Here is a 16067-nt window from a genome sequence, read left to right as displayed (position 1 = left end):
CTAACCACAGTTCAAAAATTTAATAATTTTTGCTAAGCAACCAAAAAGGGATGCATTTAAGCAGCATCCCCCTTTTCTGTTTATTTTAACTTATTTACGATCTCGTCATATTTCGGGCTGTTAAGGAAATTATCAACAGACACATGATGGGCATTTGGCAGCTTCGCTTTCGCCCGATCAGTTAAGTCCTTATGAGTAATCACGATATCAGCATCATTCGGGATGTTATTAATTGAAGTATTTGTTACCTCGACATCCTTTATGTCTGCTTTTTGAACTTTATTTCGAAGGATGGAAGCACCCATAGCACTTGAACCCATTCCTGCGTCACATGAAAAGATAACCTTTTTCACATTTTTAAAATCAAATTCCTCTGCAGCAGTTGTTGTTTCTACAGTTTCTGTTGCAGGTTGAGCAGTTAATGTACTGCTTACAGCGCTTTTCTTTCCTTTTAATGATTCCATTTTTTCAGTTGCAGCTGTGATATCCTCTTCTTTTTGCTTGCTTGTTTTTAGAATGAGGGAAGCAACTGCAAAAGAAACAGCCGCAGCGACAAGAACACCTAAAATCACACCGGTATAATTACCTTTTGGTGTCATTGCAAGTAAAGCAATGATACTTCCTGGTGATGGACTAGCAACAAGACCCGCATTGAAAACAGTAAAAGTAAACACACCGCTAATTCCACCGGCAATCGCAGCAAGGATCAGCATTGGCTTCATTAAGATATATGGGAAATAGATTTCATGAATACCACCTAAGAAGTGGATGATCACTGCTCCAGGTGCTGTTTGCTTTGCTGTTCCTCTTCCAAAGAACATATATGCTAATAAAATACCAAGACCTGGTCCTGGATTTGATTCTAATAAGAATAAAACAGACTTCCCTGCATTTGATGCCTGTTCAATTCCGATCGGACTTAAAATTCCGTGGTTGATAGCATTGTTCAAGAATAAAACCTTTGCTGGTTCAATGAAAATACTTGCAAGTGGAAGTAAGCCCGCGTTAAAAATCGCTTGAACCGCACCTGCTAATATTTTGTTTAATCCTTCGACAACAGGACCAATTCCTAGAAGTGCTGCTATTGTTAACAGTGCACCTAAAATACCTGCTGAAAAGTTATTGACAAGCATTTCAAAGCCTGATCTTACTTTATCCTTTAATAAACCATCAAGCTTTTTAATTAAATATCCGCCAAGCGGACCCATAATCATGGCACCTAAGAACATCGGGATTTCCGCACCAACGATAACCCCCATTGTCGCGGTTGCTCCAACGACACCACCGCGGACATCATAGATCATTTTTCCGCCTGTATAACCAATTAATAATGGCAATAAGTACTTAATCATTGGATCAACTAATGATGCCAATTGTTCATTCGGCGTCCAGCCTGTTGGAATGAATAATGCTGTAATAATACCCCATGCGATAAATGCACCTATATTTGGCATAATCATGCCGCTTAAATAACTTCCAAAGCGTTGAATCTTCACGCGAAAGTCAGATTTGTTTTGTGTTTCTTCCATTTGAGTCACCCCTTTTTCTATCATGCCTTTATGATAAAACGGTTTCAGCTAAGAAACAATTTAAAGAAAATGCGATTTTGTCGAATGAAATGTTGACAGGATTAATTTTGGAAAGAAGTAGGGGTTTTATACGTAAACTAATTCGGACTTAGGTTGAGGGTAAGACTAAATTGAGCAGCTTTAATGAGGAATATTGCAACTCTCAATCAATATGGCAACTTTCCGATTTATTCTTGCATTCGACAAATTCCGCTCCCTGTTTCTTTATAAAAAAGCGCAAGGCGCCTGCCTATCGGCGACAAGCATAAGGCGAACAGGAATAGAAGGTGTTCTTTACCTTCAATTCCTGTTTGACTTATGACCTCGAGCCGATGGCGCCTGGAGCTAGATTCAGAAACGCAAGCTATGGTTAAGAAAATATATAAATTCTGATAGTATAAAAAAAGAGCTAAAGCACATCGGCTTTAACTCCGTATTTTAATGCTCAACTTTTACTCGTTTAATAAAGAATGCACAAACTAACGCGAGGACAGCAGCAATCAATGCAAAAATAAAGCCGTCCTGAATTCCCGCAGTGAGGGAAGGAGCGATATTACTCGGATCTGTTGGATCTTGTACGGTTGCTAAATAATCCTTCTGGCCTGCCGACATAATACTTACTGCAATTGCTGTTCCAATCGCACCAGCCACCTGCTGAAGTGTATTCATGATTGCCGTACCATCTGGATAATATTGCTTCGGCAATTGATTCAATCCATTTGTTTGAGCTGGCATCATTACCATTGCAATCCCGATCATCAAGAAAATATGAAGCAGTACGATAACAGCAATTGTTGATGTTGCTGTAACATTTGATAAAAACCAAAGGACAGCCGCTGTCATAATTAATCCCGGAATGACAAGCCACTTCGGACCGTATTGATCGAACAATCTTCCCATAACAGGCGACAATAACCCATTAATTACACCGCCTGGAAGAAGAGTAAGGCCAGCTACAAACGCAGTCAGCATCATGCCGCCTTGTAAATACAATGGTAAAAGAAGCATTGATGACAAAATGACCATCATACAAATAAAAATAAGGACTACGCCCAATGTGAACATTGGATAGCGGAAGGCGCGCAGATTAATCATCGGCTGCTCCATTTTTAATTGGCGCCAACAAAATAGAATCAATGCAACAATTCCCGCGATTAAAAAGCCGATCACTTTCGGACTGCTCCAGCCTTCAGTTCCCTCTCCAGCACTACTAAAGCCAAAGACAACACCGCCAAAACCGATTGTTGATAGCACAACAGAGAGCACATCAATTTTTGGCTTTGTCACTTCAGATACATTTTCCATATAAAGAATACCAGCTAATAAACCAATGCCTAAAAACGGCAGGGATAACCAAAAAATCCAGTGCCAAGATAAGTTTTCAAGTACTAATCCAGAAAACGTCGGACCAACAGCTGGCGCAAACATGATGACCAGCCCGATCATTCCCATCGCACCTCCACGCTTTTCTGGAGGAATGATCAACAAGATCGTGTTAAACATTAACGGCAAAAGCAATGCTGTACCCATCGCTTGAAAAACACGCGCTACCATTAACACCTCAAAGCTTGGCGCCACCGCAGCAATAAACGTGCCGATAATCGATAGAACTAACGAGGTGATAAACAGCTGCCTTGTCGTAAACCATTGCAGCAAAAGTCCTGAAACAGGAACCAAAATCCCTAATGTTAATAAGTAACCGGTTGTTAACCATTGAACAGTAGCTGCAGTCGTGTTAAACACTTCAATAAGCTGAGTTAACGCAATGTTTAAGGCAGTTTCACTAAATAAGCCAATAAACCCACTGATTAAAAATGCAGCCAAAATCGGAATAACCTTATACTCTTTATCCGCACTTTTCGGTGCAGATACGGTTGCACTTGCATTCACACACATTCTCCTCTCTTATTTACCATGATCTATCTGTAAAAAATTGTTTTCCTATACTGACCGGTCAATTATATTTGTGATAGCGCTTCACTGTCAATTTATAAATCCCTTCAAATAAAAAAAGCGCAAGGCGCCTGCCTATCGGCGACAAGCATAAGGCGAACAGGAATAGAAGGTGTACTTTACCTTCAATTCCTGTTTGACTAGACCCTAGAGCCGATGGCGCCTGGAGCTAGATTCAGAAACGCAAGCTATGTTAAGAAAATATATAAATTCTGATATTATAAGAAAAGCGCAAGCGCCTTGCTCAGCCTAGGGCAAATAAGACGAATTGGAATAGAAGGCGTCCTTTGCCTTCAATTCCAATTTGGCTAGACCCTAGAGGGGCTAGGCGCTGGAGCTAGACACTAAAACTAAGTTCAAATTTTATGGCTTTCTTTACTTATAAAAAAAGAGAAGTGAATCATTTTCACTCCTCTTTTCTTTCACTTACTCAACATCTCTTACTCGGTATAAAGCAAAATCATCTAAACTTCCCCATGCCCCTGCAGAAGCTTTTATGCTTGCTCCAATTGTGACGGTACCATCTAAGACTAAGATCTCGCCGATTTCAGGATGGCTCCAATTTACCCAGCCATTTACCGACGTATCCACCCTATATTTTTTACCACCGGTAGATGCATAGAGATACATGTCAGAGTTCCCTGCATCCCCGCCTTGCAGAAACATGGAAAGCTTGTAGGATCCCGGCTCTAATCCAGTAATCGTTTGTTCTACTTGAAAATCGACAGCATCAGCTGAGTAAAAATGCAGCGAATAGTTACCTGATTTAGCATCTGAAGCCTTTTGTTGATAGCTGGTATGAGGGTAGGTCCCATTTTTATAGGTTATTTCCCACATGCTTCGGTCAGAAGCCTCAAAACTTGGATTGGCCACATCGTTTTTTGGGTTTATTTGAAGATTCGCTTTTACGACCATGCTGCCTTCAACGACTCCTTCAATCACATAACTGCCAACCCCACTGCTGATTGCCTGTTGCAGAGCATCGTGATCCCATGTAACCGCAGCAGTTCCTTCAGCTCCATTATTATAAATAACGGTTACGTTTTTAGGTAATGTAATGTCCTCCCCTGCAATCCTGCTTATGGACAAATCTTTGACGTCATCAATTTTTAATGGAGCATCTGCCCCTGTATCAACATATTTAAAAACATTTAAGGAAGGCAATGGGTTACCATTAAAATCAAATAGAGCTTGGTTGTCGACAGCACTTCCGCCATACCAATGTCCAGCGTCCTCAGGATCATATTCAGCGGCAAAACTGGTTGCCCATCCTGAGCCATCCTTTTCCCACTTCTTCATGTTTTGCTTCATTTTATTTGACGGTCCTACAGGAATCCAGGCAGGTTCCCAATAGAATACACCAATTCCCGCTTCCCCTACATTCACAACCGCTTCGATGACATCCCTGACAGCAGTTGCTTGTCCTTGTACCGTAATCGGGTAATTTAATGTTTGTCCCGTTTCTTTTGGTGCAGTATTTCCATGCCCATCTCCATCTTCCTCCGTATACGTATACGAGGTTTCAGCCACCATCACTTTTTTTCCATAAGTATCTGCGACATTCTTTAAAACGGACGTTAAATTTTCCAGTGTGCCATGCCAAAATGGATAATATGAGCTGGCAAACACATCATAATCAACTTGATTTTTATGCAGTGTTTCAGCAATCGTCTCATATCTTCCAGCTTTCTCAGGGTTTGTAAAATGTAAGGCGACGAGAATAGTCGGATCTACCTCTCTTATTGCTTTACTGCCGGCACTAAATAACTCACTCATTTTTGCCCAATCGGTTTCCCCAACGAATCCACCTGTCGTTTCATTTCCAACCTGGACCATGCCGATATCAATTCCCTCATTTAACATCGCTTGCAGGCTTTCACGTGTATATGTATACAACGCCTGTTTCTTGTCTTCAAAGCTCGAGTTCGCCCATGCCTTTGGCGCCTGCTGTTTAGCCGGATCTGCCCAAAAATCTGAATAATGGAAGTCTACTAGCAGCTTCATTCCGTTCGCAGTCGCTCTTTTTCCAATTTCAATTGCTTTTTGCAAATCATTATTGCCTCCGCCATAGCCATTGCCTTCTGCGTCATACGGATCATTCCACACACGTACGCGAACATAATTGACTCCTGCTTCACTCAATGTTTGAAAAATGTCCTGCTTTTTTCCTGATTCATTGTAAAATTTAACACCGCTGTCTTCTAAGGCAAGGATGCTTGATACATCTACACCTTTAATAAACTCTTCACTAATCGCATCTATTCTTTTTACAAAAATATCAGCTTCTACTGGTTCAGACACATTCCTACCACCTTCTTGATTTGCTGCAAATCCGGTTTTGCTATTTATATTAAATGAACTAAGGATCATGAAAAATGCCAATAGGATGAAAGCTCCTTTTCTTCTCATACTCTCCTCACCTTTCCTCGTTATCTTTGAATCTAGCAATAAAGAACAGTAAGCGCTGTCAATTATTGATAAAGAAGACATCCACTCTGCTTGCTAGAATGGATGCATTCTTCTTTACTAATTAAACCGTTTGTTTCGCCACGATTCGAACTTCATACTTATCCAAGGTGACCTCACCCTTCAATTGCTCTCCGGTCACCAAATCTGTAACGGCTGATTCAAAAACGACCGGCTGTTTTTCTTCGGTAAAATTCATTACAAATAGATAGTCCTTTTCCGCATCACGTCTAACCTGAACAGATACACCTTGACAGTGCCTTACCGGTACATTTGCTTGTAACGATAACTCTTTGATTAATTCATGATAGAAATGGCGATGGAAGGAATCATCCAATCGCGCTCCAATATAATAGGTTTTACCTAGTTGATATGGATGGCTTGTCACGGCTGGTGTGTTGGCATAAAAGTCTTCTTGATAGATTCCTTCAACCATTGCTGAACCCACATCAATCACCGTTGCATAATCCTTCAATTGATAGGTTTCATTTTTGTAGCGTACATAGTTTTTGTCGTTCGGATATAATGTATCGGTTTCAACAGGCTTCATACCAAAGATCTCTTGCAGATCCTGATGCCAGCCGCCGGTATACGTTAAATCATGCTCATTCACAATTCCGCAAATATAGGTCATCACCAATGTACCGCCGTTTGCAACAAATGACTTTAAGCGAGCAATTGTTTCTTCACTTACTAAATAAAGCATTGGAACGATCAATAATTTATAGGCTGAAAAATCCTGCTCCTTCGTGATGACATCAACTGGAATATCCTGTTCCCAGAAGGTGCGATAATGCTGCTGCAACGTTTGCGGGTAACGCTTCGTTTTCATGCCAAACCCTTGTGCATCATTGATCGCCCAATTGTTTTCCCAATCATAAAGAATCGCGACATCTGCTGGACGATTTGTCCCTACTACATCAGACAGCTTTTCCAACGTTTCCCCAACCTTTGCTACTTCCTTAAACACACGGTTTTCAGGGCTATTATCATGATCGACAACCGCACCATGGAATTTCTCCGAGGAACCGCGCGATTTTCTCCATTGGAAATAAAGGACACTGTCCGAGCCATGGGCAATCATTTGCATCGATGAAAGCAGGTGCATTCCTGGACGTTTTGCTTTATTGATATCATGCCAATTGACGCCGCTTGGTGTTGATTCCATTAATAAAAACGGCTGCTGCTTCAAGCTTCGGTATAAATCATTAATAAAGCCGACCTTCATCGCTAAATCATCGGTGCTTTCCCAATCATTATGCCAAGCAGGATACGCATCCCAGCTGATCACATCCAAATGCTTCGCAAATTTGCTGTAATCAAGTGATTGAAATGGGATTAAATCATGGGTATCCGCCATGAAATTTGTTGTAATCGGGATATCTGGTGTTACTTCCCGTAACGGAACAATTTCATTTTCATAGAAAGAAATCGTTTGATCGGTAACAAAGCGACGCCAATCCAGATTTAAGCCATGCACACCGCTTTCTCCTATTGGTGAAGGAGATTCAACCTGTGACCAATCACTGTACGTATGGCTCCAAAATGGAGTCCACCATGCTTCATTTAATGCGTTTAAATCGTGATTATATTTTACTTTCAGCCAGTCTCTGAACGCATCCTGACATTGATCACAATGACATTCACCGCTAAATTCGTTGGAAATATGCCACATGATTAAAGCTGGGTGGTTTCCGTATCGTTCCGCTAACAATCGGTTAATCTTCTGAGTTTTTTCACGATAAACCTTTGAAGTAAAGCAATGGTTATGTCTTCCGCCGTGTAATTGCTTTACCCTGTTTTGATTGACACGTAAAACCTCTGGATACTTTTGCGACAACCATGCAGGACGGGCGCCGCTTGGTGTTGCTAAAATAATGCGGCCATCATTTTTATAGATATTGTTAAAGATTTCATCCAGCCATTCAAAGGTATAGACTCCTTCTTCGGGTTCAAGCGCACTCCAAGCAAAGATGCCAACGGAAAACGCATTGGTATGGGAAAGCTTCATCAATTTAAGATCATCTGCTAAAATATCAGGTCTGTCTAACCATTGATCAGGATTATAGTCTCCTCCGTGGAGCATAAATTTCGCTTTTGTGAGATAAGACTTTTCATGTTTTGACATAATACTCTCCTTCTAACTTCATGTAATCTAGCAACTTTTTTACCCCTTCGTTCCACCTGACGTTAATCCAGAAACAAAGTTCTTTTGTAACAAGATAAAGATAATCGCAATTGGAATACTGATTAAAATCGCACCAGCCGCAAAGGTCGTGTAGCTTGCTCCCATTACCTCATTTACGAGATTGTATAATCCGATTGGCAATGTATATGATTCCGGCGTTCTCAAGATGGTCGATGACAACACGAAATCTCCAAGCGGGCCGGTAAAGCCATTCATCGCAACAACGGCGATCATCGGCTTTGATAATGGCATAATGATCTGCCAAAAGATACGGTTATTGCTTGCACCATCGATCTTGGCACTTTCATCTAAAGCAATCGGAATCGAATCCATATAGCCTTTCATCAAATAGGTGTTCATTGGAATTTGTCCGCCGATATACAGGAGGATTAACAGCCAATGACTATTCATAAGCCCTAGAATTTGTGCTAGAACAAAAAGGGCGATTAACGCTGAAAATTGCGGAATCATTTGCAGCAATAAAAATAGCGTTAGCGCATTTTTTCTCCCTTTAAAACGAAACCGAGAAAAAGCATACGCGGTAAAGGAAACGCTCAAGATTGTCCCAAGCATCGTAAACAAACTGATTTTTAGAGAGTTTACATACCACTGGCCATATTGCAAACTTTCCTTCCCTGCAAATAATTCTTTATAATGATCCAATGTTGGATTTTTAGGAATAATCGACGTACTGATTAAACTGTTACCAGGATTAAAGCTTGCTCCAACGGTCCAAAGTAAGGGGTAAATGATGATGACCGTCATGAATAGCAATAATAAATACGAGAAAGTAAGCCGAATAAATTTCGCTCTCTTCATATCTGTCAGCATCGCTTAAGCCCCCTCTTTAAAAGAATTTGTCCGTCTGAACTGCCATAATGCGATGGCAATAACAAAGACAGATAACAAAATCGTTAATGCTGCTGCTAAAGAATATTGACTTGATTGCATCGTCAATTTATAAATCCACGAAACTAAAATATCGGTTCCGCCAGCTGTCGATCCAGGAACAGCAGGACCACCGCCATTGAAAAGATAAATAATATTGAAGTTATTAAAGTTAAAGGTAAACTGAGTAATGATGATCGGAGCCATCGCAATTAAAATCATCGGCATCGTAATATGCTTAAATTTCGCAAAAAACGAGGCGCCATCAATGGTCGCGGCTTCATAGAGATCCTCAGGAATCGATTGCAGAACACCTGTTGTTACAAGGAAGATATAAGGGAATCCCAACCACCCCTGCATCAGAATCAGGGCTAATTTTGTCCAGCCTGCATCTGTCATCCACGGGATCGGATCAATCCCAAATGCGGCTAAAATATCATTGTTAATCGCCCCAAAACTATCATTAAATAGCCCTGCAAAAATTAAGATCGTCACAAACCCTGGTACAGCCCATGGCAACACAAGGATGGTACGGAAGAACTTTTTAAACCGAATCTCTTTTTGATTGACCACAACAGCCAATAAAATACCAAGGGCAACTTGAAGCGAAGATGCGACAAGTGTCCAAATAACCGTCCACCCTAATACATCGAAAAAGGTAGAACGCCAAATATCCACTGTGAAAATTTGCAAAAATGTATCGAAACCAACCCAATCTGTTAAATTAGCAGGCGGAGAATGGTATAAATCATAATTGGTAAACGCTAAGGCAAAACTGAATAAGATTGGAAAAATAACTGCAAAAATTAATATGAATAATGATGGACCACTCACAACATATGGATAGCCCTGAGAAATTAAATTATGATACTGCTCCTTGAGAGAGCTTAACTCTTTCTTTTCGTCACGCAGTTCCCCAGTTTTATAGGCATCCTTTAAATTCAAATAATAAACAGCAAGTCCAAAGCATGTCACAATAACGGCAATAATCCCCTCAGCCAATAAAAAGATGGAATTATCCCGCGGTACTTCTGTTCCAAGTGTAAAGAGTCCCCAAAAGCCCATATTTAAGAGATCTCCAAACACGATAAAAAACGCAGCACCAAGAATGATAAACATCAGCCCCTTGACCCATTGCTTATTGTAAAATTGGCCGAGCCCGGGAATGATTGATAAAAGTAAGGCAATTTTACGATGTTGCATCTTTTTCACCTCTTTGTCGATACGTTTCTTTCGCCCTTATAATAATGGTGTCAAGCCTAACTAACGGCTGACACCATTATCCATTTTTATTTACGGCAATATATTCTTTTTAAAGGCTGCAAAATTAACTTATTTACCGCCATGTTTCGCTTGAATTTGACCCTTAATGGTCTCAACTGCCTGGTCTAAAGCTTGCTTCGGTTCTGCTTTTCCTGTTGCAATGGTTTGTAATGCTGCATCAGTTGGCAGCCACACTTCATTCATCTCAGGAATATTTGGCGTTAATACGGAGAACTGAGATTGCTCCGCAACCGCTTTTGCTGCTTCACTTTCCGTAACAACTGGATCATTAGCTAAAGCTTGTACAGCTGGAACTTCTTGAGTAATTTCATATCTCTTTTTCGAGTTTTCTTCGTTCGCTAAGAAAACAACTAATTCTTCTGCTAACTCAGCATTTTTAGAATAAGCGCTGACATTATAGCTTTTTACCCCAATAAATGAGCTCATGTTTTTACCATTAGATAGCTCTGGTAATTTGGTTACCCCATAATTCACTCCTGCTTTTTTGAATGGCTCAATATTCCACGGACCTGAAATGACAGCAGCAGCTTTTCCTTCTGTAAAGAGTGATTCTAGTACGTTAATTCCTTGTTCCCCAATGATCCCTGCTGGGAACAATCCTTCTTTATAAAACTTTTGAATCGATGTTGCGCCTTCAATCGCACCTTCATTATTTAATCCGATATCTGCCGGATTATAGCTGCCATTCTCATCTGTTCCAAAAATATAACCGCCATAACCGCTCATAACGCTTTGTGCATAATAGATTTGATCAAATAACGCTAATAATCCATAATTTTCACCGTTTGTTAATTCCTTAGAAAGCTCATACCATTCATCCAATGTTTTAGGTAATTGATCCTCGGAAATAATGTCTTTATTATAGTAAAGCATTGTTGTTTCAACAGCTTTTGGTAATCCATACACTTTGTTATCGACCTTTTGAGATTGCATCGCAGCTTCTGTATAAAGACCTTGAACTTCTTCGCTGACATTTAATTCTTTAATTAACCCTTCTGTAACAGCGGTTCCAATTTGGTCGCCAGGCATTGTCAGCACATCAGGTCCTGTTCCGGCAGGTCCATCTAGACGCAAGTCTTCAATTTGTTTCGCATAAGGCTTTTCAACAACCTTAACCGTTACATCATGCTCTTCTTCAAATTTTGAAATCGCCTCTTCAATACCAGCTGATTTCTCTATATCTTCCCAAACAATTAATTCTTTCGTTTCCGTTGCTTCATTGTTTGCCGAACCTTGTCCACTGTCTTCCTGAGGTCCGCAGCCAACTAAAGCTAAACTTAATGCAAAACCACTTACTACTCCAAATATTTTTTTATAGCTCTTCATGGAAATACATCCTTTCAAATAAAATAATTGCAAGCGTTTTACTAAAAATAATATAGCATCTTGAAGAAAATTTGTAAACAACTATTTTACTAGTTTGAGTAAAACTTTTTACGAAAACTGCGAAAACTATGATTCATCATTCATTTAAACGCAAAAAAATAACCTAGGAAACCTAAGTTATTTTTCTTTCACTTTTTTTAGTTTGTACTCTTTCGAACAACTAATTCTGATCCGAGGTATAATGTTTTCACGATTTTACGTTTTTTTACTACCCGTTCCAGCAATAACTCGATCGCATTTTTGCAGATTTCATGCAGATCAATGTGGAAGGTTGTTAACGGCGGTGATACATATTTTGCAACACTAATATTATTGATGCTAACAATACTTACTCGATTCGGGATTGCGATGCCATTCTCATTCAAGGCCTGAAGACAGCCAACAGCAATTGGATCAGCCGCTATAAAGAAAGCAGTTGGCAAATCCTCCCCTAAGTCTTTAATCGCCTTTTGCATCAGCTGATAGCCATTCTCCACAGAAAATCCTCTATGGATAAAAAGATAGTTTTCGTTTAATAAATCCTTTTCCATCATATATTGACGGAAGGTTTGTTCACGAATATCCATTTCATCTTTATCGGTGTTAGGGTTGTGATAAGTCCCCCCAACAAATCCGATTTCACGATGTCCTTTTTCAATTAAAAAGTCGATTGTTCTTTTCGTAATTTGCGAAAGATTTGGCCTTACAGAATCAAAATGATCCGGGTCCGGCGTCGTATCAATGAAGACACCATTTGTCGTTATTCCTCTAAGATAAGCTAATTCTTTATCCGAAAACGAACCTACTGCAATAAATCCTTCTATATTGTCAGGAATTTTTGAAATCCCTTCCGTAATTTTATAGGTTGTTAGCTCTACATTACATTCTCCTGCCAGCTTTTCGAGTTCTAGCCGCATTGTTTTAAAATAGACATCTTCTAACTCTTCTTTATCTGTCAGCCAGTATAAAAACGCAATATTTTTCACTAAATGCCTGATCATCTTTTTTCTATAATTGAGTTTATCTGCTACCTCATAGATTTTGTCCCTTGTCTCATCTGGAACAGAAAGGCTAAGATCATTATTTAAAACACGAGATACTGTAGAAATTGAAAACCCCGATGCCTCTGCAACATCTTTAATGGTCGCCATTCTCCCCACCTCCATTAGTTATATCCTTTACTTTTCAACGAATCTGCATAAGTAAAATATTTTACTAATATTTTTACTTATTTTTCTCTAAATGTCAAGGGTAGATAGGATTTTTCTGTAAATGATAGAAAAGGACTGCTGAATGCCGTTGTTTAACAGCGTAACCAAGAACGTTTGAATCCCACTCGTGTTTAACATTTTTCATTTAAGGTAAAAAATGTTAAACTATTGCTATCTCAATTATGGAGGATAAAAAAATGGTGAATGTCGCAGATATACGTAAACCTGATTTCGAAATAGACTCTCAATTTTTAAATCGCTGGTCCCCTAGGTCTTTCTTGGAAAAAGAGGTACCTGAAGAGGTCCTTTTCGGTGTTTTTGAAGCAGCACGTTGGGCTCCATCCGCTTCAAATCAGCAACCATGGCGTTTTATTATCGCACGCACGCAAGAAGACCGTGAAAAATTTCATTCCTTCATCATGCCGGGGAACCTGATATGGTGTAAAAAGGCTCCTGTATTAGCTGTCATTATCTCGAAAACAACCACTGAACGCGGATTTAACGCTTGGCATGCTTTTGATACAGGTACAGCTTGGGGATATCTTGCTTTAGAAGCGCATCGCAAAGGTTTAGTCACCCATGCTATGGGAGGATTTGAAAAAGAAAAAGCCCGCGAAGTCTTAAACGTACCTGTAGATTATGACCTTCATGCTGTCATCGCCATTGGCTATCAAGGGGAAAAAGAGGTTCTTCCAGAGAATCTTCAGGAGCGTGAACAGCCGAGCGACCGCCGCCCATTGAATGAATCTCTTTTTGAAGGTAGTTTTATGAATGATACTTCAAATGAATAAATATTACTAATGTAATAAAAAAAGCGCAAGGCGCCTGCCTATCGGCGACAAGCATAAGGCGAACAGGAATAGAAGGTGTACTTTACCTTCAATTCCTGTTTGACTTATGACCTCGAGCCGATGGCGCCTGGAGCTAGATTCAGAAACGCAAGCTATGTTAAGAAAATATATAAATTCTGATATTATTAGAAAAGCGCAAGCGCCTTGATCAGCCTAGGGCAAATAAGACGATTTAGAATAGAAGGCGTTCTTTGCTTTCAATTCTAAATCGTCTAGACCCTAGAGGGGCTAGGCGCTGGAGCTAGACACAAAAACTAAGTACAAAAAGTTATACTTTTTTAAACTTTGAAAAAACACACCATATCATTGACTGTGGTGTGTTTTTTCTAATCACCTATTAAACAATCCATTTCTTAATCTCTAAGTTGAGGAAAATTAATTTAATTACAATTGTAGATACCCTGTGCTGCGTACTTCTCCATACTTTTCATGCTTCTGTTTATAACATTAATTAGGGCGTTCAATCGAAAAAATTTCACCTATTTTCGCATAATTGGTACCAGCTAACCGACTAACAGCTGCTAAGCCCTTTGGATCAATTCTTCCTTTTTCATAAAGGTTCTCTTCAATATGAAATTGAACAACTTTTCCAATGATAAGATCACACCCAGGTGCATCCAAACCACCCAATTCTAAAGATTGCTCCAGGATGCATTCTATGCGGATTTTTGCTTCTTTTACACCTGGCACCGAAATTTTCTCGCTTTCAACCGGTGTTAATTTTGCTAACTCGATTTCACTTTGATCAGGAGGAAGACTAGCAGCTGTTTTATTTATTTTTTCTACATTTTGTTCATCAACGATATGAATCACAAATTCTTTTGAATCGATGATGTTTCTTGCTGTATCCTTCTGCCTTCCTTCCGATCGCTGAATGGATATGGAAATCATCGGAGGATTTGAGGAAACAATATTAAAATAGCTGAATGGTGCCCCATTTAAAACGCCATCCTTTGAACTTGTTGTGACAAAAGCAATCGGTCTAGGGATGATGCTGCCGGTTAGAAATTTATAATTTTCTCTTTCAGTATTTTTGGCAGGGTCAATTGATAGCAACGTAATCATTCCTTTACGTATTATTTAATTCTCTTACCTCAAATGGTAGTAAACTTTGTTCAATCTGTCATCTAAACTGTTCATATTGTACAGGTAGCATTCATCATGAACAAAGCCTTGAGTGTCTGTCGCTATTCAAAAAGTATATTGCCCATTTGCAGCCTCTCTAACATTCAGTTTCATAGTTGATAAAGTATCTCGAATTCGAGATACTTTATCATAGAAAAGCATCTACACTGTACTGACCAGCACCTATTAAAGCGATTCCTATTGCAACCGCCAGCAAGGTTAAATTATATTCATAACCATTTGCTGTTGCCCATAATCCGTTTTGGCCATGTACTTTCACAATTGCCATCACCATCGTTCCTGCTATGATAATTCCTGCAAGTGGAGTTAAGAATCCTAAAGCAAACAATAGTCCGCCAATAAGTTCTGCTAAGCCTGCGAAAAGAGCCATCGTTACTCCTGGTTTCATACCAATTGATTCAAACCAGCCGCCAGTTCCTTTTAATCCATAACCGCCAAACCAGCCAAACAATTTTTGTGCACCGTGACCAATGAATAATACTCCAATAACAAGTCTAATAATTAATAATCCAATATTCAACATTTTCATTCCTCCTATTTGGTTTTATCTTGAATTCGAGATATATGTTTAATAAAAATGATTTATTATTTCAACTAAGCAAAGTACCTAACCCATCTTTACAACAAAGCTTCAACAGTCAACTTCTTAATGAACCACCTCCAAAATTGATTAAATCCAATAATCTCGATATAAAATATCTTTAATACGAGATAATAATATTACAATTATTCTTCATTGTCAATAATATTTCTTATCGTTTTTTATGAAAATTGATTCTGCTCTACATCCAAACAGCTTAAAGGACTGTCTCAAAAGGAACTGTGCCCTTTTGAGACAGCTATTCGATGCCGTCTTTATAATTTTTCTCCCAATGCTTATCACCAAGATGTTCAATGTCTGCGGTTGTTTTTTCTAATTCTGAAAGGATGATTTTCTTTACTTCATTTATCGTTTCAAAGAACGTTCTTTCTTCAATTGGATCTGGCTTAATTTTTGCAGTAGAACTGATCCCCATCAATCTTCTGTGTTCTTCAATTAACTTATCAAACGCCTCAAATATATGCCGGGTTAATACAGCAATATCTTTGTGTCCTTCTGGAAGGTTGTTTCTCAATGCTTCAATTCGATTGTACATGTTCAAAAACC

Annotated in this window: 12 protein-coding genes; 1 reads left to right on the top strand and 11 read right to left on the bottom strand. The window is 39.3% G+C overall.

What is annotated here, in order from left to right:
- Positions 1 to 80 precede the first annotated feature (80 nt).
- From Q1B07_RS14745 to Q1B07_RS14710, 8 genes are all read right to left on the bottom strand, one after another.
- Positions 81 to 1529: a PTS mannitol transporter subunit IICB gene (locus Q1B07_RS14745; protein WP_299093648.1), complete on the bottom strand. Its 1449-nt coding sequence runs from the start codon at positions 1527 to 1529 to the stop codon at positions 81 to 83.
- A gap of 477 nt (positions 1530 to 2006) precedes the next feature.
- On the bottom strand, positions 2007 to 3458 hold the full coding sequence (locus Q1B07_RS14740; protein ID WP_299093646.1) for a DHA2 family efflux MFS transporter permease subunit: 1452 nt from the start codon (positions 3456 to 3458) through the stop codon (positions 2007 to 2009).
- A gap of 489 nt (positions 3459 to 3947) precedes the next feature.
- Positions 3948 to 5930, bottom strand: coding sequence for a glycosyl hydrolase 53 family protein (locus tag Q1B07_RS14735; protein WP_299093566.1), 1983 nt, complete (start codon positions 5928 to 5930; stop codon positions 3948 to 3950).
- A 121-nt stretch (positions 5931 to 6051) separates the two neighbouring features.
- The gene (locus Q1B07_RS14730) at positions 6052 to 8118 is read right to left on the bottom strand and encodes a beta-galactosidase (protein WP_299093570.1); all 2067 of its coding nucleotides are present in this window, start codon (positions 8116 to 8118) and stop codon (positions 6052 to 6054) included.
- Between the two features lie 36 nt (positions 8119 to 8154).
- Positions 8155 to 9006 carry a sugar ABC transporter permease gene (locus Q1B07_RS14725; protein WP_299093565.1) on the bottom strand — a complete coding sequence of 284 codons (852 nt, stop codon included), beginning with the start codon at positions 9004 to 9006 and terminating at the stop codon, positions 8155 to 8157.
- A 3-nt stretch (positions 9007 to 9009) separates the two neighbouring features.
- Entirely contained in the window at positions 9010 to 10266 is a 1257-nt protein-coding gene (locus Q1B07_RS14720) for a sugar ABC transporter permease (protein ID WP_299093564.1), read from the bottom strand.
- Positions 10267 to 10395: 129 nt separating this feature from the next.
- Positions 10396 to 11673: an extracellular solute-binding protein gene (locus Q1B07_RS14715; RefSeq protein ID WP_299093563.1), complete on the bottom strand. Its 1278-nt coding sequence runs from the start codon at positions 11671 to 11673 to the stop codon at positions 10396 to 10398.
- 197 nt (positions 11674 to 11870) lie between these two features.
- Positions 11871 to 12863, bottom strand: a complete 993-nt coding sequence (locus Q1B07_RS14710) for a LacI family DNA-binding transcriptional regulator (RefSeq protein WP_299093562.1) — start codon at positions 12861 to 12863, stop codon at positions 11871 to 11873.
- Positions 12864 to 13120: 257 nt separating this feature from the next.
- Here Q1B07_RS14710 and Q1B07_RS14705 point away from each other — a divergent pair, with 257 nt between their 5' ends.
- The gene (locus tag Q1B07_RS14705; RefSeq protein WP_299093561.1) at positions 13121 to 13714 is read left to right on the top strand and encodes a nitroreductase family protein; all 594 of its coding nucleotides are present in this window, start codon (positions 13121 to 13123) and stop codon (positions 13712 to 13714) included.
- 507 nt (positions 13715 to 14221) lie between these two features.
- On the opposite strand, the gene Q1B07_RS14700 is transcribed toward Q1B07_RS14705, so the two are convergent.
- The 3 genes from Q1B07_RS14700 to Q1B07_RS14690 all read right to left on the bottom strand — a co-directional run bounded on the left by Q1B07_RS14700 (position 14222) and on the right by Q1B07_RS14690 (position 16056).
- Complete coding sequence (locus Q1B07_RS14700; protein ID WP_299093560.1) at positions 14222 to 14830, bottom strand: flavin reductase family protein; 609 nt, start codon at positions 14828 to 14830, stop codon at positions 14222 to 14224.
- Positions 14831 to 15047: 217 nt separating this feature from the next.
- Positions 15048 to 15443 carry a DoxX family protein gene (locus Q1B07_RS14695; RefSeq protein ID WP_299093559.1) on the bottom strand — a complete coding sequence of 132 codons (396 nt, stop codon included), beginning with the start codon at positions 15441 to 15443 and terminating at the stop codon, positions 15048 to 15050.
- Positions 15444 to 15759: 316 nt separating this feature from the next.
- Positions 15760 to 16056: a hypothetical protein gene (locus tag Q1B07_RS14690; RefSeq protein WP_299093558.1), complete on the bottom strand. Its 297-nt coding sequence runs from the start codon at positions 16054 to 16056 to the stop codon at positions 15760 to 15762.
- Positions 16057 to 16067 lie beyond the last annotated feature (11 nt).

This window comes from uncultured Metabacillus sp., from assembly GCF_947503125.1.
GTDB lineage: Bacteria > Bacillota > Bacilli > Bacillales > Bacillaceae > Metabacillus.
This window is presented reverse-complemented; position numbering and strand designations above follow the sequence as displayed.

What these genes read in the sequence shown, in the direction of transcription:
- Q1B07_RS14745 (WP_299093648.1), bottom strand. Translation starts at nt 1,529, where the DNA reads ATGGAAGAAACACAAAACAAATCTGACTTTCGCGTGAAGATTCAACGC.
- Q1B07_RS14735 (WP_299093566.1), bottom strand. Translation starts at nt 5,930, where the DNA reads ATGAGAAGAAAAGGAGCTTTCATCCTATTGGCATTTTTCATGATCCTT.
- Q1B07_RS14725 (WP_299093565.1), bottom strand. Translation starts at nt 9,006, where the DNA reads ATGCTGACAGATATGAAGAGAGCGAAATTTATTCGGCTTACTTTCTCG.
- Q1B07_RS14720 (WP_299093564.1), bottom strand. Translation starts at nt 10,266, where the DNA reads ATGCAACATCGTAAAATTGCCTTACTTTTATCAATCATTCCCGGGCTC.
- Q1B07_RS14715 (WP_299093563.1), bottom strand. Translation starts at nt 11,673, where the DNA reads ATGAAGAGCTATAAAAAAATATTTGGAGTAGTAAGTGGTTTTGCATTA.
- Q1B07_RS14710 (WP_299093562.1), bottom strand. Translation starts at nt 12,863, where the DNA reads ATGGCGACCATTAAAGATGTTGCAGAGGCATCGGGGTTTTCAATTTCT.
- Q1B07_RS14705 (WP_299093561.1), top strand. Translation starts at nt 13,121, where the DNA reads ATGGTGAATGTCGCAGATATACGTAAACCTGATTTCGAAATAGACTCT.
- Q1B07_RS14695 (WP_299093559.1), bottom strand. Translation starts at nt 15,443, where the DNA reads ATGTTGAATATTGGATTATTAATTATTAGACTTGTTATTGGAGTATTA.
- Q1B07_RS14690 (WP_299093558.1), bottom strand. Translation starts at nt 16,056, where the DNA reads ATGTACAATCGAATTGAAGCATTGAGAAACAACCTTCCAGAAGGACAC.